The sequence below is a fragment of the Stenotrophomonas sp. Steno-Z4 genome (assembly GCF_056393145.1).
The window spans coordinates 504,676-526,815 of the sequence record NZ_JBWJPC010000001.1; the positions used below are offsets into that span (position 1 = coordinate 504,676).

Genomic DNA, 22,140 nt, shown 5'->3' on the forward strand with positions numbered 1-22,140 from the left:
CGTGATCCTTGTGCTGGGCGCTTACTCGTCGCCCGCGGACTGGCGCTGCAGGATCGAGCTGAACTCTTCGGCGAAGGTCTCGAAGCGGACCGACAGGCGCTCGACGCGGGTGGTGAAGCGGTTGTAGGCCCACACCGCCGGGATGGCCACGAACAGGCCGATGGCGGTAGCGAACAGGGCTTCGGAAATACCCGGCGCAACCGACGCGATACCGGCCTGCTCACCGCTGTTGATCATGTCGTGCATGGTCACCATGATGCCGAACACGGTGCCGACCAGGCCCACGTAGGGGGCGGTGGAACCGATGTTGGCCAGCAGTTCCAGGCTGCGCTCCATCTGGTCCACTTCACGGGTGAAGGTGGTGCGCATGGCGCGCTGGGCGCCTTCGAGCTGGGCGCGGCCATCCAGCCGGCGCTTGTCGCGCAGGCGGGTGAATTCGCGGAAACCGGCCTCGAAGATCGCCTCCAGGCCGCCCACCTTGCGATTGCGGTCGGTGGCAGCGCTGTACAGCTTGCCCAGGTCGGCACCGGACCAGAAGCGGCTTTCGAACTCATCGGCTTCGCGGTTGGCGGCGTTGAACACGCGCGCCTTGCGGAAGATGATCACCCAGCTGATGAACGAGCCGGCCAGCAGCAGCAGCACGATGATCTTCACCGGCAGGCTGGCCTTGATCATCAGGTCCAGGTAATTGATGCCACCGCCGTGCGCGGCTTGGGCGACGGTCTGCGACGCGGCGCTGGTGACCTCCTGCGGCAGCGCTTCGACCACCGTGGCCTGCAGGGCCAGGAGCATTCCGATCATCCGTTGTTCCTCAATATGCGGCTATTTGAATTACGTGGGGTTTCAGCGCGGCGTGGAGAGCATCGTCCATGCCGCGCGGCTTGAATGTGGCAGCGTCCAGTGCCGCGATTTTCACCTGCGCGGTCAGCAGCGTTTCATCGCCGCGACACACCGCCTGGTCGAACACCATGCTGGCGCGCTTGCACTGCACCAGCGTGGCGGTCACCGCCAGCGCGTCGTCCAGCCGCGCCGGCTTGAGGAACTCCATGGTCATCGACCGGACCGCGAACACCAGGCCATGCTCGGTGCGGGTGCGTTCCTGGCCGTAGCCCAGGGCCCGCATCCATTCGGTGCGCGCCCGCTCCATGAAGGCCACGTAGCGGGCGTGGTAGACCACCCCGCCAGCGTCGGTATCTTCCCAATATATGCGTGTCGGCCAACTGAACCGCAGGTCAACCGACATCCGGCACCTCCGCGAACAGGTCGGCCGGCGGATTCTTCGGCTTCAGGCCCAGGTGGCGGTAGGCCTTCTGGGTAGCCATGCGGCCGCGCGCGGTGCGCACCAGGAAGCCCTGCTGGATCAGGTAGGGTTCGACCACATCTTCCAGGGTGCCGCGCTCTTCGGACAGGGCCGCGGCCATGGATTCCACGCCTACCGGGCCGCCGTCGAAGTAATCGATCAGCGTGCGCAGCATGCGCCGGTCGAGGTCGTCGAAGCCTTCCGGGTCCACTTTCAGCATCTGCATGGCGGCCTGCGCCACGTCCTGGTCGATATGGCCGGCGGCCTTGACCTGGGCGTAGTCGCGCACCCGGCGCAGCAGCCGGTTGGCGATACGCGGGGTGCCGCGCGAACGCCGCGCGATTTCCGCCGCGCCATCGGCGGTGCAGTCGATGCCGAGGATGGCTGCCGAACGCCGGACGATCCTGGTCAGCTCTTCGGGGGTGTAGAACTCCAGCCGGTGCACGATGCCGAAGCGGTCGCGCAGCGGCGCGGTCAGCAGGCCGGCCCGGGTGGTGGCGCCGATCAGGGTGAACGGCGGCAGGTCGATCTTGATCGAGCGGGCCGCAGGCCCCTCGCCGATCATGATGTCGATCTGGAAATCTTCCATCGCCGGGTACAGCACTTCTTCCACCACCGGCGACAGGCGGTGGATTTCATCGATGAACAGCACGTCGTGCGGCTGCAGGTTGGTGAGCAGCGCGGCCAGGTCGCCGGCTTTTTCGATCACCGGCCCGGAGGTCACCCGCAGCGCCACGCCCAGCTCGTTGGCGATGACGTGGCTCAGGGTGGTCTTGCCCAGGCCCGGCGGCCCGAAGATCAGCACATGGTCCAGCGCATCGCCGCGGGCCTTGGCCGCTTCGATGTAGATCGACAGCTGCTCGCGCACGGGCGCCTGGCCAAGGTAATCGGCCATGCGCTTGGGGCGGATGCTGGCGTCGGTGGTGTCATCCTCGCGGGTGGCACCGGCGCCGATGATGCGGTCGTCGGTCATTGCCCGATTATGAAGCAATGACGCATGTTTCGGGGCTTCCTGCGGGCCGGCCAACGGCCGGCGCTACCGACGACGTGTCTGGGGGAGAGCCCCCTTGTTGTTGAAGGGGGCGCGCCAACGGCGCGGGGATAAGGTGGAATGCCCCGGGACCCGAGGTTTGCAAAGCAAACCTTGGGCCGCAGGTCGAGGTCTGACGCAGTCAGATCTCGACCTGCGCGCCCAGCTCTACGAGGCGATTTCCTGGGATCCGGAAGAACCCGGTCGCCGGCGCCGCGTTCCGGTGCATCAGCGCGAACAGCTTGTCGCGCCAGATCGGCATGCCGCGGTTGGCGGTGGCCACGATGGTTTCGCGGCTGGCGAAGAAGGTGGTGTCCATCGGGTCGAAGTAGATCCCGCCGTGGTCGCACGAGCGCATCAGCGCCAGCGGCACGTCCGGGGTTTCCATGAATCCGAAGCGCACGAACACGCGGTAGAACTCATCGCCCACCGATTCGATCTTCAGGCGCTTGCCTTCCATCGCATACGGAATGGGCAGGGTTTCCACGTGCAGGAACACGTTGCGCTCGTGCAGCACCTTGTTGTGCTTGAGGTTGTGCATCAGCGCGTGCGGGGCCACCGAGGGGTCGGCGGTGAGGAACACCGCCGTGCCCGGCACCCGTACCGGCGGGGCCAGCATCAGCCCGGGCAGGAAGGTATCCAGCCGGATGCCGTCCTTGCGGATCTCATCGCGCAGCAGCTCGCGGCCACGCCGCCAGGTGCGCATCATGGTGAACAGCACGATGCCCAGCACCACCGGGAACCAGGCGCCCTGCAGCAGCTTGGCGCCGTTGGCGATCACAAAGCCCAGGTCGATGATGAAGAACACCACGCACAGCGGGATGATCCAGTAACGCGAGGTTGGCCACAGCGCGCGGGCCACCAGTGCCAGCAGCAGGGTATCGATGAGCATCGTGGCCGACACCGAGATGCCGTAGGCCACCGCCAGGTTGGAGGAGCTGCGGAAGGCCAGCACCAGCCCGATCACCATCACCGCGATACCCCAGTTGATGCCCGGGATGTAGATCTGGCCGATGGTGTCGTGCGAGGTATGGGTGATGCGCATGCGCGGGATGTAGCCCAGCTGCATGGCCTGGCGCGAGACCGAGAACGCGCCGGTGATGACCGACTGCGAGGCGATCACCGCGGCCATGGTGGCCAGGATGATCATCGGGTACAGCGCCCACTCCGGCACCGCCTCGAAGAACGGGTTCTTCACCGCCTCGGGGTTGTTGAGCACCAGCGCGCCCTGCCCCAGGTAGTTCAGCACCAGGCACGGCAGCACGAAGAAGTACCAGGCGTGGCGGATCGGCTTGGCCCCGAAGTGGCCCATGTCCGCATACAGCGCCTCGCCACCGGTGACCGCCAGCACCACCGCACCGAGGATGAAGATGCCGTGCCAGCCGTGCTCCATGAAGAAGCGCAGCGCCCACATCGGGTTGAAGGCCTTGAGCACTTCGGGCGAATCCACGATGTTCCAGATGCCGATCGCGGCCAGCGAAATGAACCAGATCGAGGTGATCGGCCCGAACAGCTTGCCGATCTTCTCGGTGCCGAAGCGCTGCACGGCAAACACCGCCAACAGCACCACCACGGTGATCGGCACGATGAAGGCATGCAGGCCGGGGGCTGCCACTTCCAGGCCTTCGACCGCGCCCAGCACGGAAATGGCGGGGGTGATCACGCCGTCACCGAAGAACAGCGAGGCACCGAAGATGCCCAGGATGCCCACCACGTAGGCCGAGCGCGACCCGTGGCGCAGGGTGCGCTGGGTCAGCGCCATCAACGCCATGATGCCGCCCTCGCCGTCGTTGTCGGCGCGCATGATGATGGTGACGTACTTCAGCGTCACCACGATGTTCAGCGCCCAGAACGCAAGCGACAGCACGCCCAGCACGGTGTCGTGGTCGCTGTTGAGGCCGTAATGCGGCGAGAACGCTTCCTTCAGGGTATACAGCGGGCTGGTGCCGATGTCGCCGAACACCACGCCGATGGCGCCGACGATCAGGGCCAGGCCGCTGGCGGCCGGCGCATGGCCGTGCCCGTGCTGGCCGCTGTCGTGCTGGGTGGAAGAGGTGGACATGGGACTCCGGGAGGGCGTCGGTCGGTAGGGAAAAAGGCCGGCGCGCTCAGCGCAGCGCGGCCTGCAGGGCCTTGCGGATCACGGTGGCGACATCATCGCCCTCGGCGTTGGCATCGCGCGCCATGCGCGCGGCCTCGGTCGGCTTGTAGCCCAGCTGCTGCAGGGCCACGGTGGCTTCGGAGACCGGGTCGGTGGCCGGCGCTGCGCCGGCAATGGGCGCGCCGCCGCCGCCAAAATTGGCCGCGCGGTCGCGCAGTTCCAGCACCATGCGCTCGGCGGTCTTCTTGCCGATGCCCGGAATGCGGGTCAGCGCGGTGATGTCACCGGCCTGCACCATCTTCGCGAACTCATCCACGCTCACCCCGGACAGCACCGCCAGCGCGATCTTGGCGCCGATGCCGCTGACCTTCTGCACGTCGCGGAACAACCGGCGCTCGCCCTCGCGCAGGAAGCCATACAGCGACACGCTGTCTTCCTTCTGCGCGTAGTGGGTGAACAGGGTGACCTCGCGGCCCAGTTCGGGCAGGTCGTAGAAGGTGCTCATCGGCGCCTCCAGTTCGTAGCCGACGCCGTTGACGTCGATCAGCAGCCACGGTGGCGCCTTGTACGCCACGATCCCACGCAGACGACCAATCATGCAGATGTCCTCATTTCCGGCTCCAGGCCTGGCGGGCATTGACGCCCAGGCGCTGCGCGGTTGCCCTGACGTGGGCGTGGGTGATCGCCACGGCCAACGCATCGGCGGCGTCGGCCTGCAGCCTGGTTTTCAGGTTGAGCATAAGCCCGACCATGTGTTGGACCTGTTGCTTCTCCGCCCCGCCCCGGCCCACCACCGCCAGTTTGATCTCGCTGGCCGCGTATTCGTGCACCGGCAGGTCGCGCATGACCACCGCCGAGATCGCCGCGCCGCGGGCCTGGCCCAGCTTCAGGGCCGAATCCGGGTTGCGCGCCATGAACACCTTCTCGATGGCCACTTCGTGCGGGCGGTATTCCTCCACCAGCGCGTTGAGCCCCAGCACCAGCAGCTTCATGCGGTTGGGGAAGTCGTCGGCGCCCAGCAGCACCAGCGGCAGGTGGTGCACGTGCAGCACTTTGCCGGTGGGGTCCACATCAATGATGCCCACCCCGGTGCGTTGCGAACCGGGGTCGATGCCGAGGATGCGGATCATGCGTGGAACGTCGGGAGTCATCATGGTCCGCATTGTCCGCCCCCGACGTCGCACTTGGCGAGACGGGGGCATGGACGTCAGGCGTAGGCGTCCGCGCCGAGGTCGGCGTTGGAGAACACGTCCTGCACATCGTCCAGGTCTTCCAGCATGTCCAGCAGCTTCTTGACCTGCAGGGCGGTGTCGCCCTCGACCTTGATGTCGTTGTCGGCGCGGAAGGTCAGCTCGGCGTGGTCCGGCTTCAGCCCACCGGCCTCCAGCGCATCCTTGACCGCGTGGTACATGTCCGCCGCGGTCAGCACGTCGATGGCGCCGTCCTCCGGGTACACCACGATGTCATCGGCGCCGGCCTCGATGGCCGCCTCGGTCACCGCGTCCTCGTTGGCGCCGCCCGCGAAGTGCAGCACGCCCATGCGCTTGAACATGAAAGACACCGAGCCTTCGGTGCCCATGTTGCCGCCGCACTTGCTGAACGCGTGGCGGACATCGGCCACGGTGCGCACGCGGTTGTCGGTCAGGCAGTCCACGATCACGGCCACGCCACCGGGGGCATAGCCCTCGTAGCGGATCTCTTCGTATTCAACGCCTTCCAGCTCGCCGGTGGCCTTCTTGATGGCCCGTTCGATCACGTCCTTGGACATGTTCGAGGCCAGGCCCTTGTCCATGGCCACCCGCAGGCGCGGGTTGTTGTTGGGGTCGCCTCCACCGCCGCGCGCGGCTACGCCGATCTCACGGATGATCTTGGTGAAAATCTTGCCGCGCTTCGCGTCAGACGCGTTTTTGCGGTTTTCGATGGAAGGGCCTCTACCCATGGGTGTTTCCGTGCTTGCGTCAGGAACAGGGCGCGGATTCTACCTGATCGGCCGCCCTCACCGTGTTAGCCGGGGCTCAGGCGGCGTGCGCGGCCCGGTCCGGGCGGAAGCAGCCATCGCGCAGGAACGCGGCGGTCTGGCGTGCGGCGTCCGGGGAAAACACCAGCCCGCTGTGGCTGGCGGCCACCACGCAGTGGTCGGCCAGGCCCGGCAGGCGGGTCTCGTCCAGCGCCACGGTGCCGTCGGAGGCGTCGCCACAGGCACCCAGCAGGCTGCCCAGCCCATGCGGCACGGAACCGGCGATCAGGCCGACCTGCGCCCTGCCCTCCCACGCCGGCAGGCCATCGAGCAGCAGTTCGCTGCTGCGGCCCAGTGCCAGCGACCAGCCATGCTCGGCCAGCGAACGGGCGGTGCCGCTGCCGCGCAGCGGCGAGCCAAGGCAGACCACCCGCGACACCGGCAGGTCCGGCTGGCGGCGCAGGGCCTCCAGCGCCACCAGCCCCCCCAGGCTGTGCCCGACCAGCGCTACCGGGCCGCTGTCCTGCAGCCGCTTCAGCAGCTGCGGCACGGCCACATCGGGGCCGCCGAACACGCTGGCGTAGCCGAAGGTATCCACGCTGAAGCCGCGCGCGCGCAGGCGCCAGGCCAACGGGCCGACCCAGGCGCGGGCATTCCAGATGCCGTGCAGCAGTAAAACGGGGGGAGTCATGTGCTCAGCGTAGCCGGTGCGAAACCGTTCCAGAGGTAGCAAACGGTGCCATTAGACAAATGGACGAAGGAACGGCGGGTGAAACCCGCCGCCATTCAGGCCGCCTGAGGCGGGCGGCGCAGGATGAATTCCAGGTCGCGCACCTGGCCGACCGGGAATTCGTAGGTACCCACCTTGCTGAACCCATAGCGGGCGTAGAAGCGCTGCGCGCCAAAGTTCTCCGACCACACCCCCAGCCACAGCGTGCGCGGGCCGTCGCGTTCCAGCCAGGTCAGCGCGGTTTCCAGCAGACGGCTGCCCCAACCACAGCTCTGCTGGTCCTTGATGAGGTACAGGCGCTTGAGTTCACCGTCGCCGGGCTGCACCTCCGGGTGCGGCAGGCCACAGGGGCCGGCGGCGGCATGGCCGACCGCCACGCCGTCCAGCTCGAGCAGCCACACCGCGTAATCGGGGTGGGACAGGATCACGCGCTGGCGGTCTTCGGCGTAGGCCTCGTCCAGGAAGTCCTGCAGGTCCTGGGCCGGGTACAGGTGGCCGAAGGTTTCCACGAAGGTGCGGGTGGCCAGCACCGACAGGGTCGGTGCGTCCTCGGGGCCGGCGCGGCGGATGGTGTACATGGACGGGTACGGGGCAGGCCTCAGGCCTGCGTTCCCTTGGCGGCGTCTTCCTCTTCGCCGTCCTCGTCTTCCTCGTCCTCGTACTCCTCGTCCTCCTCGTCCTCTTCCTCGCCCTCTTCGTACTCTTCGTCTTCTTCCTCTTCGTCGTCCTCGTAATCCTCGACGCCGAAGTCCTCACCGTCCCAGCGGCCTTCGCCATCGGCGACGAAGGTCAGCGCCATCGCGGCCGGGTTGGTGCCCACGCGCACCAGCCAGCCGCCGAACACGCGGGCGCGTTCGGTCACCAGGTTGGCATCGGTGCCTACGTTGCCCAGCCTTTCCCATTCCAATACGAACGCGAACTCGGTCATTACCTGGATCTCCTGAGCGATGTGACGGTGAGGGGGGGCCGGCCAACGGCCGGCGCTACCGGGAGGGTGCGATCTGACGATCGCGGAATCAGTTTTTGCGCGGGCGGACCTGGATGTGCACTTCGGCCAGCTGCTCGTCCGGGATCGGCGACGGGGCGCCGGTCATCAGGCACTGCGCGCCGGTGGTCTTCGGGAACGGGATCACGTCGCGGATCGATTCGGTGCCGGCCATCAGCGCGGCGATGCGGTCGATGCCGAAGGCGATGCCACCGTGCGGCGGCGCGCCGAAGCGCAGCGCGTCGAGCAGGAAGCCGAACTTCGCCTCAGCCTCTTCCGCGCCGATGCCCAGCAATTCGAACACCGTGCTCTGCATGTCCGAGCGGTGGATACGGATCGAACCGCCGCCGATCTCGTTGCCGTTGAGCACCATGTCGTAGCCGCGCGACACGGCCGTTTTCGCATTGGCGCGCAGGTCGGCGATGTCATCCACCGCCGGGGCGGTGAAGGGGTGATGCAGGGCGACGTAGCGCTGGGCTTCGTCGTCGTACTCGAACATCGGGAAGTCGGTGACCCACAGCGGCGCCCAGCCGTCGGCGACCAGGTTGAAGTCCTTGCCGGCCTTCAGGCGCAGCGCGCCCATGAAGTCGGACACCTTGTTGTAGCCGCCGGCACCGAAGAAGACGATGTCGCCGTTACCGGCGCCGACGTGGGCAACCAGCGCGGCGAAGGCCTCTTCGCTGAAGAACTTGGCGATGGGCGAGCTGACTTCGCCGTTCTCGGCGATCTTGATGTAGGCCAGGCCCTTGGCGCCGTACTTGGCGGCGTGCGCGGCGTACTCATCGATCTGCTTGCGCGACAGGCTGGCACCGCCCGGGATGCGCAGCGCGGCGACGCGGCCGTCGGCATCATTGGCGGCGGCGGTGAACACCGGGAATTCGCTGGCTTTGACCAGCTCGGCCACGTCCACCAGCTCCAGCGCGATGCGCAGGTCCGGCTTGTCCGAGCCATAGCGACGCATCGCCTCGGCCCAGGTCATGCGCGGGAAGCTGGCAGCCAGCTCCACGTCGACCACTTCCTTGAAGATCGCGCGGATCATGCCTTCCACGTAGTCCTGCACGTCGCGCTCGCGCACGAAGGCGAATTCCATGTCCAGCTGGGTGAATTCCAGTTGGCGGTCGGCGCGCAGGGCTTCGTCGCGGAAGCAGCGCGCGATCTGATAGTAGCGGTCGAAGCCGGCCACCATCAGGATCTGCTTGAACAGCTGCGGCGACTGCGGCAGGGCGTAGAACTCGCCCGGGTGCATGCGCGCCGGCACCAGGAAGTCGCGTGCGCCTTCCGGGGTGGCCTTGGTCAGGATCGGGGTTTCGATGTCCTGGAAGCCGTCGCCATCGAGGTGGCGGCGCAGCGCCTGCACCAGCTTGATGCGGGTGCGCTGCATGCGCTGCATTTCCGGGCGGCGCAGGTCCAGGTAACGGTACTTCAGGCGGGTTTCTTCGCCCGGGTTCTCGTGGGCGTGGAACGGCAGCGGCTCGGCCTTGTTGAGCACGGTGATGCGGGTGGCGACGATCTCGACCTGGCCGGTACGGATCTTGTCGTTCACCGCATGGCGCCTGCGTACCACGCCTTCCACCTGCAGCACGTCCTCGTAGCCGAGGCTGGCGGCGACCTTGAACACGTCCGCGTTCTCAGGCTCCACCGTCACCTGCACGATGCCCTCATGATCGCGAAGATCGATGAAGCACACGCCGCCCAGGTTGCGGGCAACGTCGGTCCAGCCGGCGAGGGTGACAGTCTGGCCAATCAGGGTCTCGTCGACCAGGCCACAGAAGTGGGTACGCATGGGGGTAAAGCTCCGCAGGAGATTGCCGGCGCCAGGCGGCACCGGTCAGCCCGTTATTCTGCGGCCGGCGACCCGATCGGGCAAATCCGGACGGTCACACGGGCTTAATACGGCCCGTACCTATAGTCCGCGCACCACCATGCGCAAGGGGATTTGCCATGAACCGCCTCGCTGTCGCTTGTTTCACCGCCCTGCTGGCCTGCGGCGCCCCGTCGCTGCCGGCCCAGGCCCAGGTCAATGCCCGGGCCTACGCCCCGGAGAACCTCCGCACCCTGTCGGTCCAGGACCAGCAGCGGGTCATTGCCCAAGAATACGCCGAACAGTCCGGGGGGCGGCGCATCCCCGACGACCAGATGCGCTTCTACCTGGACCAGGTGAACCGCTCGTCCTGGGGCTTTTCCCGCATCAAACAGGACATCGCCACCTCGCTGGGTGGCTCCGGCGGCGGCTGGAACCCCGGCGGCGGCAACAACGGGGTGGTCCGCTGCGAAAGCAACGACAACCGCCAGCGGGTCTGCACCACCGGCTGGCGCAGCGCGCGCCTGTCCCGGCAGATCTCCGGCACCCGCTGCGTGGAAGGCAACAACTGGGGCTCCCGCAATGGCCAGGTCTGGGTCAGCGACGGCTGCCGGGCCGAATTCGTCGAAGGCCGTGGGGGCGGCTGGGGGCCGGGTACCGGCGGCCCCGGCACCACCATCCGCTGCGAAAGCAACGACAACCGCGAGCGCAGCTGCCCTACCCCGTGGCGCAATGCCGCGCTGGTCCGGCAGATCTCCGGCTCGGCCTGCGTGCAGAACCAGACCTGGGGCATGCGCGGCAACGCCATCTGGGTCACCCGCGGCTGCCGCGGAGAATTCGCCGAATCGCGTGGCAACTGGGGTGGCGGCGGAGGCGGCAGCAACTACAGCGTGACCTGCAGCAGCAACGGCAACCGCCAGCAGACCTGCGCGTGGGATTCACGCCAGGGCCGGCCGGTGCTGCTGGAGCAGCTGTCTGGCAGCAGCTGTGTCGAGAACCGCAGCTGGGGCTATCGGCCGAGCATGGTGTGGGTCAGCAACGGGTGCCGGGCGAGGTTCGGCGCACGCTGACGGGAAGGCGGCCCGACCAACGGTCGGGCCCTACCGGCGCGGCTATTTGTTGGTCGGTTCGGTGTCCGCGCCCCAGGGCGCGGGCGGCAACGCGACGGGGTGCGCGAGGTCGAACACCACCTGGAACCGGCGGCCACCCGGACGGGTGAGCTCGTACACGAACGTCTTGTCCGGCTCGATTTCCATCGCCCACGTATTGGTCACCGACGCCTCCATGCCGGCCTTGCGGAACATCGCCACCGAATCGGCATCCACCGGGAACGACTGGCGCTGCGCGGTGCCGGGCGGCGCACTGTCGCCACCGTACATCGTGACCGCGTCCGGACTGCCATCTGCATGGCGGTGATCGTGCTTGAGGCGCAGGCCGGTATCGGTACGGCCCAGCACCCAGGTGCGCGAATGATCGTCACCCACATGGAAGGGAATGCGCAGCGTATGCGAGGCGTCATCGCAGCCGCGCACATGCATCACAAGGCGCTTGCCGTCGAACGGGTCAGGCCCGGCGCCCTTCGGCTCGTTGACGGCGATATGGCCTTCAAACGCCTTGCCGCAATGCGCGGCAACAGCAGCGAGAAACGCGTCGGCCGGGGCCATCGCAACATCGTGGGCCACGCTGTCACGCTGGCCACCACACGCGGCGAGCAACGACGCAGCCGCGAGCGGCAGGAACTTGTACACAGTCATGCGGACACCGTAGCCCGCGTGGGCGTAATGCGCAAATCCGCGCCAACCGCGACAAAGGATTAATCACGTCTGTGTTAGGGTCGTTGTCGTGACCGGTTCGCCTTCCCCACGAAGGTCGCACGCGTGTTGCGGCTGACCGCCCTGCTGACGGGAGTAGCGCTGCTGTTGACCGGCAGCGGGCTTCTGGGCACCTTGCTGGCGGTAAGCGGCGGTGAAGCCGGCTTTGGTGCCGGTACGTTGGGCCTGGTGATGTCCGGTTATTTCGCCGGCTTCTTCATGGGCACCTTCTTCGCCCCGTCGCTGATCGGCCGTATCGGGCATATCCGTGCGTTCGCCTTCTTTGCCGCCCTCGCCGCCATCGCGGTGCTGCTGCATCCGCTGTGGCTCAATGCCTGGCTGTGGGGGCTGCTGCGCATCATCACCGGCATCGCGCTGGTGGGCCTGTACACGGTGATCGAAAGCTGGCTCAACGCCGAGCCGGATCCGCGCCAGCGCAGCCGTGCGTTCTCGCTGTACATGGTGGTCAATCTTTCCGCGCTGGCACTGGGCCAGATCCTGCTGATGGTCAGCAACGCGCCGGCCATGTCGATGTTCATGCTGATCGCCATGCTGGTCTGCGCCGCGGTGCTGCCGATCACCGCCACCCGGCTCACCCCACCGGAGGTGCCGTCGGTGCCGCGCCTGACGCTGTCGCGCCTGTATGCGATGGCGCCGGTGGCCACGGTCGCCGCCGGGCTGTCGGGCCTGGCCATGGGCGCGTTCTGGGGCCTGCTCCCGGTGTATGCCGGCGAGGTGGGCCTCGACAATGACGGCGTGGCCCGCTTCATGCTCACCGCCATTGCCGGCGGCGCGCTGCTGCAGTGGCCGCTGGGGCACATCAGCGACGGCCATGACCGGCGCGTCGGGCTGGTGGCGCTGTGCCTGGCCGCCGCCGGCATCGCGCTGGTGGCCGCGATGCCGATGATCCAACAGCAGACCTGGCTGTTGTTCGGGCTGTTCTTCTTCTATGGCGGCCTGGCGTTCGCGCTGTATCCCTTCGCGGTGGCGCACATGCTCGATTACCTGCCGCGCCAGGACCTGCTGTCGGGCTGCTCCAGCCTGCTGTTGGTGCACGGCGTGGGCGCGGCGCTCGGCCCGGCGCTGGCCGGCGCGGCCATGCAGCAGTTCGGCCCGGCCGCCCTGCCCCTGTACTTCGCCGTGGTGCTCGGCGTGCTGGCCCTGTTCACCACCGCGCGCCTGCTCAGCTTCGACCGGCTGCGCACGCACCCGGTGGTGTTCCGGCTGATGCTGCGCACCACGCCGGCGGCATTGGAACTGATGCCGGAAACGGACGTCGCCCCGCCGCCGGACACCCCTTCTCCCTCACCCAACGACACCGATAAGGAAGTGCATTGACTGTTTTGACACCCACCCCGTCCACCTCATCCCGCACGCCGGCGGCTCCCCCGGCCCAGCAACTGATTCTCGCCACCGACCTGGATGGCACCTTTCTCGCCGGCGATGCCGCCGCGCGCCACCGTCTGTACCGGCTGGTCGACCAGCACCCCGGTATCCGCCTGATCTTCATCACCGGCCGCGGCCTGGAAGCGGTGATGCCGCTGCTCTCCGATCCCGCCATTCCGCGCCCCGATTACGTTGTCTGCGATGTCGGCGCGACCGTGGTCGATGGCCACACCCTGCAGCCGCTGCAGCCCCTGCAATCGATGATCGACGCGCACTGGCCCGGCGAACAGGTGGTGGCCGCCGCGATGCGGCCGTTCACCGCGCTCCAGCGCCAGGACGTGCCGCAGGAGCGGCGCTGCTCCTACTTCTGCGACCCGGCCACGCTGGCGCCGCTGCGCGCGCAGATCCAGGCGGCCGCGCAGGCGCTGGGCTGCGATGTGCTGTATTCGGCCGACCGCTACCTGGACATCCTGCCGCCGGACACCGACAAGGGCCGCACCCTGGCTGCGCTGGCGCGCATGCTGGACCTGCCGCGTGACCGCATCCTGGTGGCTGGCGATACGCTCAACGACCTGTCGATGTACACCGCCGGCTTCCGCGGCGTGTGTGTGGGCGATTCAGAACCGGCGCTCACCGCCGCCACCACCGGGCTGGCGCACACCTACCATGCGCAGGCACCGGGCTGCGGCGGCATCCTTGAGGCGATCGAGCACTTCGCCCTGCTGCCGGCCGATGATGCGTGGCTGAAGCCGCCAGCGGCCAAGCGCGCCGAAGGCGCCGACCTGGTGATGCTCTACCACCGCATGCCCTTCGACGAAGTGATGGAAGACGGCGTGCTGGTGCAGCGCCCACCGCGCTCGCCCAACGGCATCATTCCCTCGCTGCTGAGCTTCTTCCAGGGCGGCCAGACCGGCTCGTGGGTGGCCTGGGGCATCGACGACCCCAAGCGCGGCCCGTTCCAGACCCATATGGCGGTGGACGCCGAGCGCTACCCCACGCTGACGGCCGCGCGCGTGCCACTGACCCGGCAGGAAGTGGACATCTTCTACAAGCGCTTCTCCAAGGAAGCGTTCTGGCCGATGCTGCATGTGTTCTGGGAACGCGCGCGCTTCCGCGAGGATGACTGGCAGGTCTTCCTGAAGGTCAACCGGCGCTTCGCCGAAGCCACCGCCGCCGAAGCTGCGCATGGCGCCACCGTGTGGATCCACGACTACAACCTGTGGATGGTGCCGGCCACCCTGCGCGAGCTGCGCCCTGACCTGAAGATCGCCTTCTTCCACCACACCTACTTCCCATCGGCTGATGTGTTCAACGTGGTGCCGTGGCGCCGCGAGATCATCGGCAGCCTGCTCTGCTGCGATTACATCGGCTTCCACATCCCGCGCCAGGTCGAGAACTTCGTGGATGTGGTGCGCGGTGCGATGCCCGCGGAACGGCTGTCCTGGGAAAGTTGCGCGCCACGCTTCCTGACCTACGGCTGCGCGGTGGGGCTGGATACCATGACCACGCGCATCCGGGTCGGTGACCGTGAGGTGGCGCTGGGAGCGCACCCGGTCGGCACGGATCTGCGCCGCATCCACGATGTGCTGGCCCGGCCCAGCGTGCGCAACGACATCTTCAAGCTGCGCCGTGAGATTGGTGCGCGCAAGCTGGTGCTGTCGGTGGAGCGGCTGGATTACACCAAGGGTACGCTGGCCAAGCTGGAAGCGTTCGAGCGCTTGCTGGAGCAGCATCCGGACCGCCAGGGCAAGGTCACCCTGCTGATGGTGTGCGTGCCGGCCGCGCGCGAGATGACCGTGTACCGCACGCTGCAGAACCAGATCGAACAAGCGGTGGGCCGTATCAACGGGCGCTTCTCGCGGCTGGACTGGACCCCCGTGCGCTTCTTCGCACAGGCATTGCCGTTCGAAGAGGTGGTGGCGCATTACGCGGCCGCGCAGGTGATGTGGATCACCCCGCTGCGCGATGGTCTGAACCTGGTGGCCAAGGAGTTCGTGGCCACCCATGGCATCGAAGGCAGCAATGGCGTGCTGGTGTTGAGTGAATTCGCTGGCGCGGCGGCCGAGTTGAAGGGCGCGGTGCTGACCAACCCGCATGATCCGGCCGATCTCAGCGCCGGCCTGTTGCAGGCGCTGTCAATGCCCGACGAAGAAGCCAACGGCCGCATGCGCCAGCTGTTCGGCACCGTGGAGTACCACGATGTGGATCGCTGGGGGCGCGAGTTCCTTGATGCGGTCAAGGAAACCGGCAACGCCTGACGCCACAGTGATCAGCGCGCGTGCGCGCTGATCATTTTCTCGGCGATAACCGCCACCTGGCGCAGCGTGTCGTTGCGCCCGGCATCATCCACCGTGGCACCCTGCAGGTAGCTGGTCAGCACCCAGGGCGCCCCACCGGCCAGCGGCCACAGGATGGCGATGTCGTTGGTGGTGTCCTCGCCATTGCTGCCGGTCTTGTCGCCCACCCGCCACGCCGGCGACAGTCCGGCACGCAGCCGCGAATCACCGGTTTCGTTGTCGATCAGCCAGTCGGCCAGCTGCAGTCGCGACGCTGGCGTGAGCACCTCCCCCAGCACGAACCGCTGCAGGCTGGCGGCCATCGCGGCGGGGCTGGTGGTATCGCGCGGATCGTCGGGCGCGAACCGGTTCATGTCCGGCTCCAGGCGATCGTTGCGGGTCACCGCATCGCCATTGGCGCGCAGGAACGCAGTCACCCCGGCCGGCCCGCCGACCACCCCCAACAGCAGGTTCGCCGCCGGGTTGTCGCTGGTGACCATGGTCGCGCGGCACAGGTCGCGCACGGTCAGGTCCTTGCCCACGTGGCGTTTGGTCACCGGTGCGTGGGAGAGCATGTCCTGCTGGCGCACCGGCAGCCGCCGGTCCAGCGACAGGGTGCCCTGGTCGGCCAGATGCAGCACCGCCGCCGAGAGCGCGAACTTGAAGGTGCTGCACATCGGGAAGCGCTCGTCCTGGCGATGGCCGATGCGGCGGCCGCTGGCCGTGTCGAGCAGGGTCACGCCAAGACGCCCGCCACTGGCTTTTTCCAGGGCGGCGAAATCGGCTGCCTGCGGCTTGTCACCCGCCAGCGCGGTCGGCGGGGTCTTGGCCAACACGGTGGCGGCCAAGGCGGAAGCTGCGGCGGCACCGGTCATCTGGAGGAACTGGCGGCGGGCGAGCATGGGGCGTCTCCGGGGCTGTGAAGTGGCCATGGAAGCATTTCGGGCCACATGCCACCAGCGAGTATTCTCAGCAGGAGACATGAGCAGGATTGATGGCATGGTGGTAAGGGCAGGGTTACCTCGCATGGCGTCCGCCCGTGGTAGCGCCGACCGTTGGTCGGCCCACGGAGTGCTGCATCGACCACGGAGGGTCACGGCCCGAGATGCTTCCAGCACCGCCTGGGTCGACCAACGGTCGACGCTACCCTCGCACGGCGGGCCACCCTTGGTGGCGCCGACCGCAGGCCCCGCCGGCGTTACCATTACCCATCAAGATTCCTCACGACTCGCCCATGCTTCGTCCCCAGCTTCCGCTCAACGCCTTGCGTGCCTTCGAGGCCGCCGCGCGCCATCAGAATTTCACCCGCGCCGCGCTGGAGCTGTGCGTCAGCCAGGCTGCCTTGAGCCATCAGATCCGGGGGTTGGAGGAGCGACTGGGGGCGGTGTTGTTCCATCGCCTGCCGCGTGGAGTGGCCCTGACCGATGAAGGGGCGCGCCTCTACCCGGTGCTCAACGAGGCCTTCGACCGCATCGCGGTGAGCCTGGACCGGTTCGTCGGCGGGCATTTCCGCGAGGTGCTCGGGGTCGGCGTAGTGGGCACGTTCGCCACCGGTTGGCTGCTGCCGCGGCTGGCCGATTTCAACGCGCGGCACCCGGATATCGAGCTGCGCCTGCAGACCCACAACAACCGCATCGACCTGGCCGGCGAAGGGCTGGACCTGGCGATCCGCTTCGGCGATGGCGACTGGCAGGGCCAGGTGTGCACCCCGGTGCTGGCGGCGCCCTTTGCACCGGTGTGCGCGCCGGCACTGGCGCGGACGCTGCGGCAACCGCGCGACCTGGCCAGCGTGGCACTGCTGCGTTCCTACCGCAGCGATGAATGGCCGCAGTGGCTGCTGGCCGCTGGCGTGGGCGAGCTGGAGGCGCGCGGGCCGGTGTTTGATTCGTCATTGACGCTGGCCAGCGCGGCCGCCGCCGGTGCCGGCGTGGCGTTGCTGCCATTGCGAATGTTCGAACAGGACCTGGCGCAGGGACGGTTGGTGCAGCCGTTCGCGCAGACGCTGGAGCTGGGGAGTTATTGGCTGACGCGGTTGCGTTCGCGGGCGGAAAGCGAGGCGGGGAAGCGTTTCAGGACCTGGTTGGAAGCGCAGGCGTAGGGATACGCCATGCGTGTCCGGGTTTCGTTCGGGCATTCCGTGGACACGCATGGCGTGTCGCTACACGGGCCTTCAGGCCATCAGTTCCATCCACGCGGCTTCGGCTTTTTCCAGCTGCTGCGCGGTGGTTTCGCGGTCGCGGCCGAGCACCGCCATGCGGGTGGCGTCGGCGTAGTTGACCGGGTCGGCCAGCTGGCGGTCCAGCTCGGCCAAGCGGGCTTCCAGCTCGTTGACCTTGGCTTCGGCGCTGGCCAGCTTGACCGGGTTGACGGTCTTCTTCGGCGGCAGCGGCGGGGTCGGCGGCACCGGCTCCGGCGCGGCAGCCGCCATCTTTTGCTTGGTGCCCTGCGCGGCCGGGCGCGAACGCAGCCACGCTGCGTACTCGTCAAGGTCGCCGTCGAACGGCTCCACCACCCCGTCGGCCACGCGCCAGAAGGTGTCACAGACCAGGCCGATCAGGTGGCGGTCGTGCGAAACCATCACGATCGCCCCTTCGAAGGTCGCCAGCGCTTCGGCCAGCGCTTCGCGCATTTCCAGGTCAAGGTGGTTGGTCGGTTCGTCGAGCAGCAGCACGTTGGGCTGCTGCCAGGCGATCATCGCCAGCGCCAGGCGCGCGCGCTCGCCACCGGAGAAACCGTCCACCGGCTCGAAGGCACGGTCGCCGGCGAAGTTCCACTTGCCGAGGAAATCGCGGAAGGACTGGTTGCTGCCATCCGGGGAGATGTCCCGGAAGTGGTCCATCGGCGACTGTCCTTCATGCAGCGACTCCACCGTGTGCTGGGCGAAGTAGCCGATGCGCAGGTCCGGGTGCGCCGAGCGATCGCCGGCCACCGGGTCCAGCTCACCGACCAGGGTCCGCACCAGCGTGGTCTTGCCCGCGCCGTTGGGTCCCAGCAGGCCGATACGCTGCCCCGCCTCCAGGCCGAAGCCCACGTTGTGCAGGATCACCGCGTCCGGGCTGTAACCGGCCTCCACATCGTTGAGGCGGATCAGCGAGAACGGCAGCTTGGCCGGCGGCGCGAACTCGATGCGGAACTCGCGCTCGGCACGCACCGCTTCGGTGCCGGTCAGTTTGGCCAGGCGCTTCATGCGGCTCTGTGCCTGCGTTGCCTTGCTGGCCAGCGCCTTGAACCGGTCGATGAAGCTCTGCAGGTGGGCACGCTCGGCCTGTTCCTTCTCGTGCGCGATCTGCTGCTGGCGCAGCTGTTCGGCGCGCTGGCGCTCGAAGTCGGTGTAGCCGCCCGGGTACAGCTTGGCGCCGCCGCCATGCAGGTGCAGGGTGTGGGTGGCCACGTTGTCGAGGAACTCGCGGTCATGCGAGATCAGCAGCAGCGTGCCCGGGTACTTGAGCAGCCACTGTTCCAGCCAGAACACCGCGTCCAGGTCGAGGTGGTTGGTCGGTTCGTCGAGCAGCAGCAGGTCGCTGGGCATCATCAGCGCGCGCGCCAGGTTCAGTCGCGCGCGCCAGCCGCCGGAGAACGTCGCCACCGGCCGTGAATGGGTGTCGGACGGGAAGCCCAGGCCATGCAGCAGCTTGCCCGCACGAGATTCGGCATCGTACGCACCGATCTCGGCCATCTTCTGGTGCGCATTGGCCACGGCCTCCCAGTCCTCGCGCGCGGTCGCCTCGGCTTCCTCGCGCAGCACGGCCGCCACTTCGGTGTCGCCTTCCAGCACGAACTGCAGCGCCGGGTCCTGCAGCGCCGGGGTTTCCTGGGCCACGCTGGCGATGCGGATCTTGCCGGGCAGGTCCACATCGCCCTTGTCGGCCTCCAGCTCGCCCTGCACGGCCGCGAACAGGCTGGACTTGCCGGCTCCGTTGCGGCCGACCACGCCCACGCGGTAGCCCGCATGCAGGGTCAGGTCGACATTGGACAACAGCAGCCGCTCGCCGCGGCGCAAGGCGAAGTTACGAAGGGAAATCATCTGGGGGGTCCATATAACGGAATGGAATGTGCTGGTGAGCACCTTTCCTGCGACGCAATTCTAGCGTTAACGAATACTTGACGCGCCCCGGGATGCGCGGCAGGCCTCGTCTCTCTCCCACGAACCTGTCTGCGCTTTCCCCGGGACCCTTCCCCGCCTGATTGACCGAATGTTGCTAAACCGTTGCTTTTGCAACGTTTTTTCAATTTGACAGCCAATAAAAATACCGTTAATCCGTTAATTGCGCACCGCAACACCCGCCCTCGCTGACCCGCTTTCCCGCAGTCGTGATGTCGCCCGGTGCCGCCTCGTCCCAACCGGAGCCACATCCTGATGAACCGCAAGACCCGTACGCTTGCCGCCGCTGTCGCCGTCGCCCTCGGGGCCTCCGCCTTCAGTGTCGCCGCCCAGGACGCCCCTGCCCGCGCCACCGCCAACACCCTGGATACGGTCATCGTGACCGGCACCCGTGTGGCCGACCGTACCGTGGCCGAGTCGCAGTCGCCGATCGACATCATCACCCCCGAGGCGCTGCAGTCCACCGGCACCACCGAACTGGCCACCGCGCTGGCGCGTGCCCTGCCCTCGCTGAACTTCCCGCGCCCGGCGCTGACCGATGGCACCAGTGGCATCCGCCCGGCGCAGCTGCGCGGCCTGTCCCCGGACCAGGTACTGGTGCTGGTCAACGGCAAGCGCCGCCACACCTCGGCCCAGATCAACGTCAATGGCAGCATTGGCCGCGGCTCGTCGGCGGTGGACATCAACGCCATTCCGATCGCCTCCATCGAGCGCGTCGAAGTGCTGCGCGACGGCGCCTCGGCGCAGTACGGCTCGGACGCCATCGCCGGCGTGATCAACATCGTGCTCAAGGGCTCCAGCGCGGGCGGCAGCCTGGCCCTGGATGCCGGCCAGTACTCGGCCGGCGACGGCAACAAGTACCAGCTCTCCGGCGATACCGGCATCGGCTTCGCCGACGGCCGCGGCAGCGTGCACGTGGCCGGCCAGATCACCCAGCAGGACGAAAGCAACCGCGCTGGGCCCTACCAGGGCACCACGCCGAACACCGGCAACTTCCCCAGCGTGGGCCAGACCACCTTCGTGGTCGGCGACCCGCAGGTGGATGCCACCGCCGCCTCGGCCAATGCCAGCTTCCAGTTCAGCGACCACGTCTCGGCCTACGCCACCGCGCTGGCCAGCAACCGCGACATCACCTCGTTCGCGTTCTACCGCTCGCGCACCAACGGCGGCCAGGGCGCGCTGCTGGCGCAGACCTACCCGGACGGCTTCGTGCCGGAAATCAACCAGTATTCCAAGGACCGTTCGCTGGTGGCCGGCCTGAAGGGCGACACCGAAAGCGGCTGGACCTGGGACGTGAGCTACAACCACGGCACCAACAAGATCGACTTCCACACCCGCAACAGCATCAACTACGCGTTGGGCGTGGACAGCCCGCGTTCGTTCTACGCCGGTGCGCTGGAATACACCCAGGACATCGGCAACGTGGACATCACCAAGCAGCTGGACTGGGGCCTGGCCTACCCGGTCACGTTGTCCTTCGGCGGTGAGTACCGCCGCGAGAAGTGGGAACAGAGCGCGGGCGAGCCCAATTCCTACTTCGGCACCGGTGCGCAGGGCTTCGGCGGCTTCACCCCGCTCAACGCCGTCGATGCCGACCGCGACAACTACGCCGTCTACGCCGGCCTGGAAGCAGACCTGACCGACAAGTTCTCGGCCGGCGTCACCGGCCGCTATGAGGATTACTCGGACTTCGGCGACAAGTTCTCCGGTAAGCTGTCGGCCCGCTACGCCTTCACCGACAAGGTCGCGCTGCGTGCCACCGCCTCGTCCGGCTTCCGCGCGCCCTCGCTGGCCCAGCAGAGCTACCAGGCGGTGACCAGCACCATCGTCAACGGCGTGTTCGTCGAACGCGGCACCTTCCCCACCACCAGCACTGCCGCGCAGGCGCTGGGTGCCAGCCCGCTGAAGGCCGAAAGCTCCACCTCCTACAGCGTGGGCCTGGTGCTGCAGCCGATCGACCGCCTCTACCTGACCGTGGATGCGTACCAGATCGACATCGACGATCGCATCATCCTGTCCACCAACATCACCACCAACGCTGCCACCAATGCGCTGCTGGCCGACCTGGGCCTGCCGCAGGTCACCGCGTTCTCCTACTTCACCAACGGCGTGGATACCCGCACCCGCGGCGTGGACGCGGTGTCCAGCTACACCATCCCGTTCAGTGCCAGCTCGCTGGAACTGACCGCGGCCTACAGCTACAACGACACCGAGGTGAAGAAGTTCATCGCCTCCCCGGCCGTGTTCGGCTCGCTGGGCCTGACCCAGTCGCTGATCGGCCGCGATGAAGTGGGCCGCATCGAAGACAGCTACCCGCGTGACAAGACCATCCTGAGCGGCACCTGGCGTTCGGACCACTGGGACCTGAACCTGGCCGCCACCCGCTACGGCTCGTTCACCGTGCGCAATTCGGCCACCCCGACCCGCGACCAGACCTACGATGCCTCGTGGGTGCTCGATGCCTCGGTGGCCTACAAGCCCAGCGAGAACTGGACCCTGACCCTGGGTGCGGACAACCTGCTGGACGAGTACCCCGACCGCACCGTGGACCTGCAGAACTCCACCTGGGGCATGCTCCCGTACAGCAACTACTCGCCGTACGGCTTCAACGGCGCTTACGTCTACGGTCGCGTGACCTACAAGTGGTGATGATCGGCTGAC

Annotated in this window: 19 protein-coding genes; 5 read left to right on the forward strand and 14 right to left on the reverse strand. The window is 67.6% G+C overall.

The window, feature by feature from the left end:
* Window positions 1-21: 21 nt before the first annotated feature.
* The 11 genes from tolQ to aspS all read right to left on the reverse strand — a co-directional run bounded on the left by tolQ (window position 22) and on the right by aspS (window position 9,886).
* Window positions 22-801, reverse strand: coding sequence for a protein TolQ (gene tolQ, locus AC06E7_RS02280; RefSeq protein ID WP_068853753.1), 780 nt, complete (start codon window positions 799-801; stop codon window positions 22-24).
* A gap of 10 nt (window positions 802-811) precedes the next feature.
* A complete protein-coding gene (ybgC, locus tag AC06E7_RS02285; protein ID WP_095364364.1) occupies window positions 812-1,243 on the reverse strand; it encodes a tol-pal system-associated acyl-CoA thioesterase in 432 nt (143 codons plus the stop codon).
* The gene (gene ruvB / locus AC06E7_RS02290; RefSeq protein WP_184126745.1) at window positions 1,233-2,273 is read right to left on the reverse strand and encodes a Holliday junction branch migration DNA helicase RuvB; all 1,041 of its coding nucleotides are present in this window, start codon (window positions 2,271-2,273) and stop codon (window positions 1,233-1,235) included. The genes ybgC and ruvB overlap by 11 nt, the downstream gene beginning before the upstream one ends.
* Before the next feature lie 199 nt (window positions 2,274-2,472).
* A complete protein-coding gene (locus tag AC06E7_RS02295; RefSeq protein WP_068853756.1) occupies window positions 2,473-4,392 on the reverse strand; it encodes a potassium transporter Kup in 1,920 nt (639 codons plus the stop codon).
* Window positions 4,393-4,438: 46 nt separating this feature from the next.
* Window positions 4,439-5,029 carry a Holliday junction branch migration protein RuvA gene (gene ruvA / locus AC06E7_RS02300; RefSeq protein ID WP_068853757.1) on the reverse strand — a complete coding sequence of 197 codons (591 nt, stop codon included), beginning with the start codon at window positions 5,027-5,029 and terminating at the stop codon, window positions 4,439-4,441.
* A gap of 10 nt (window positions 5,030-5,039) precedes the next feature.
* Window positions 5,040-5,561 (reverse strand): crossover junction endodeoxyribonuclease RuvC, encoded by a 522-nt coding sequence (ruvC, locus tag AC06E7_RS02305; protein ID WP_478062792.1) that lies wholly within the window; start codon window positions 5,559-5,561, stop codon window positions 5,040-5,042.
* Window positions 5,562-5,638: 77 nt separating this feature from the next.
* Window positions 5,639-6,370, reverse strand: coding sequence for a YebC/PmpR family DNA-binding transcriptional regulator (locus AC06E7_RS02310; RefSeq protein WP_068853759.1), 732 nt, complete (start codon window positions 6,368-6,370; stop codon window positions 5,639-5,641).
* Between the two features lie 76 nt (window positions 6,371-6,446).
* A complete protein-coding gene (locus AC06E7_RS02315) occupies window positions 6,447-7,079 on the reverse strand; it encodes an esterase/lipase family protein (RefSeq protein WP_068853760.1) in 633 nt (210 codons plus the stop codon).
* A gap of 95 nt (window positions 7,080-7,174) precedes the next feature.
* The gene (locus tag AC06E7_RS02320) at window positions 7,175-7,696 is read right to left on the reverse strand and encodes an N-acetyltransferase family protein (protein ID WP_478062794.1); all 522 of its coding nucleotides are present in this window, start codon (window positions 7,694-7,696) and stop codon (window positions 7,175-7,177) included.
* 20 nt (window positions 7,697-7,716) lie between these two features.
* Complete coding sequence (locus tag AC06E7_RS02325) at window positions 7,717-8,046, reverse strand: DNA primase (RefSeq protein ID WP_184126742.1); 330 nt, start codon at window positions 8,044-8,046, stop codon at window positions 7,717-7,719.
* 88 nt (window positions 8,047-8,134) lie between these two features.
* Entirely contained in the window at window positions 8,135-9,886 is a 1,752-nt protein-coding gene (gene aspS, locus AC06E7_RS02330; RefSeq protein ID WP_093533745.1) for an aspartate--tRNA ligase, read from the reverse strand.
* Between the two features lie 158 nt (window positions 9,887-10,044).
* Here aspS and AC06E7_RS02335 point away from each other — a divergent pair, with 158 nt between their 5' ends.
* Window positions 10,045-10,974 carry a DUF3011 domain-containing protein gene (locus AC06E7_RS02335; RefSeq protein ID WP_478062797.1) on the forward strand — a complete coding sequence of 310 codons (930 nt, stop codon included), beginning with the start codon at window positions 10,045-10,047 and terminating at the stop codon, window positions 10,972-10,974.
* Between the two features lie 42 nt (window positions 10,975-11,016).
* On the opposite strand, the gene AC06E7_RS02340 is transcribed toward AC06E7_RS02335, so the two are convergent.
* Window positions 11,017-11,658: a hypothetical protein gene (locus AC06E7_RS02340; protein WP_478062798.1), complete on the reverse strand. Its 642-nt coding sequence runs from the start codon at window positions 11,656-11,658 to the stop codon at window positions 11,017-11,019.
* Window positions 11,659-11,781: 123 nt separating this feature from the next.
* Here AC06E7_RS02340 and AC06E7_RS02345 point away from each other — a divergent pair, with 123 nt between their 5' ends.
* Window positions 11,782-13,053 carry an MFS transporter gene (locus AC06E7_RS02345; RefSeq protein WP_068853766.1) on the forward strand — a complete coding sequence of 424 codons (1,272 nt, stop codon included), beginning with the start codon at window positions 11,782-11,784 and terminating at the stop codon, window positions 13,051-13,053.
* A 62-nt stretch (window positions 13,054-13,115) separates the two neighbouring features.
* Window positions 13,116-15,359 (forward strand): glucosylglycerol-phosphate synthase, encoded by a 2,244-nt coding sequence (ggpS, locus tag AC06E7_RS02350; protein WP_478063613.1) that lies wholly within the window; start codon window positions 13,116-13,118, stop codon window positions 15,357-15,359.
* 11 nt (window positions 15,360-15,370) lie between these two features.
* Here ggpS and blaL2 read toward each other — a convergent pair whose 3' ends face one another.
* Window positions 15,371-16,279, reverse strand: coding sequence for a L2 family extended-spectrum class A beta-lactamase (blaL2, locus tag AC06E7_RS02355; protein ID WP_478062800.1), 909 nt, complete (start codon window positions 16,277-16,279; stop codon window positions 15,371-15,373).
* Window positions 16,280-16,611: 332 nt separating this feature from the next.
* Between blaL2 and AC06E7_RS02360 the strand changes: the two genes are divergently transcribed.
* Window positions 16,612-17,475 carry a LysR family transcriptional regulator gene (locus AC06E7_RS02360; protein WP_184126738.1) on the forward strand — a complete coding sequence of 288 codons (864 nt, stop codon included), beginning with the start codon at window positions 16,612-16,614 and terminating at the stop codon, window positions 17,473-17,475.
* A gap of 72 nt (window positions 17,476-17,547) precedes the next feature.
* Here AC06E7_RS02360 and AC06E7_RS02365 read toward each other — a convergent pair whose 3' ends face one another.
* On the reverse strand, window positions 17,548-19,401 hold the full coding sequence (locus tag AC06E7_RS02365; protein WP_093533739.1) for an ABC-F family ATP-binding cassette domain-containing protein: 1,854 nt from the start codon (window positions 19,399-19,401) through the stop codon (window positions 17,548-17,550).
* A 333-nt stretch (window positions 19,402-19,734) separates the two neighbouring features.
* Between AC06E7_RS02365 and AC06E7_RS02370 the strand changes: the two genes are divergently transcribed.
* The gene (locus tag AC06E7_RS02370; RefSeq protein ID WP_478062802.1) at window positions 19,735-22,128 is read left to right on the forward strand and encodes a TonB-dependent receptor plug domain-containing protein; all 2,394 of its coding nucleotides are present in this window, start codon (window positions 19,735-19,737) and stop codon (window positions 22,126-22,128) included.
* Window positions 22,129-22,140: the final 12 nt, after the last annotated feature.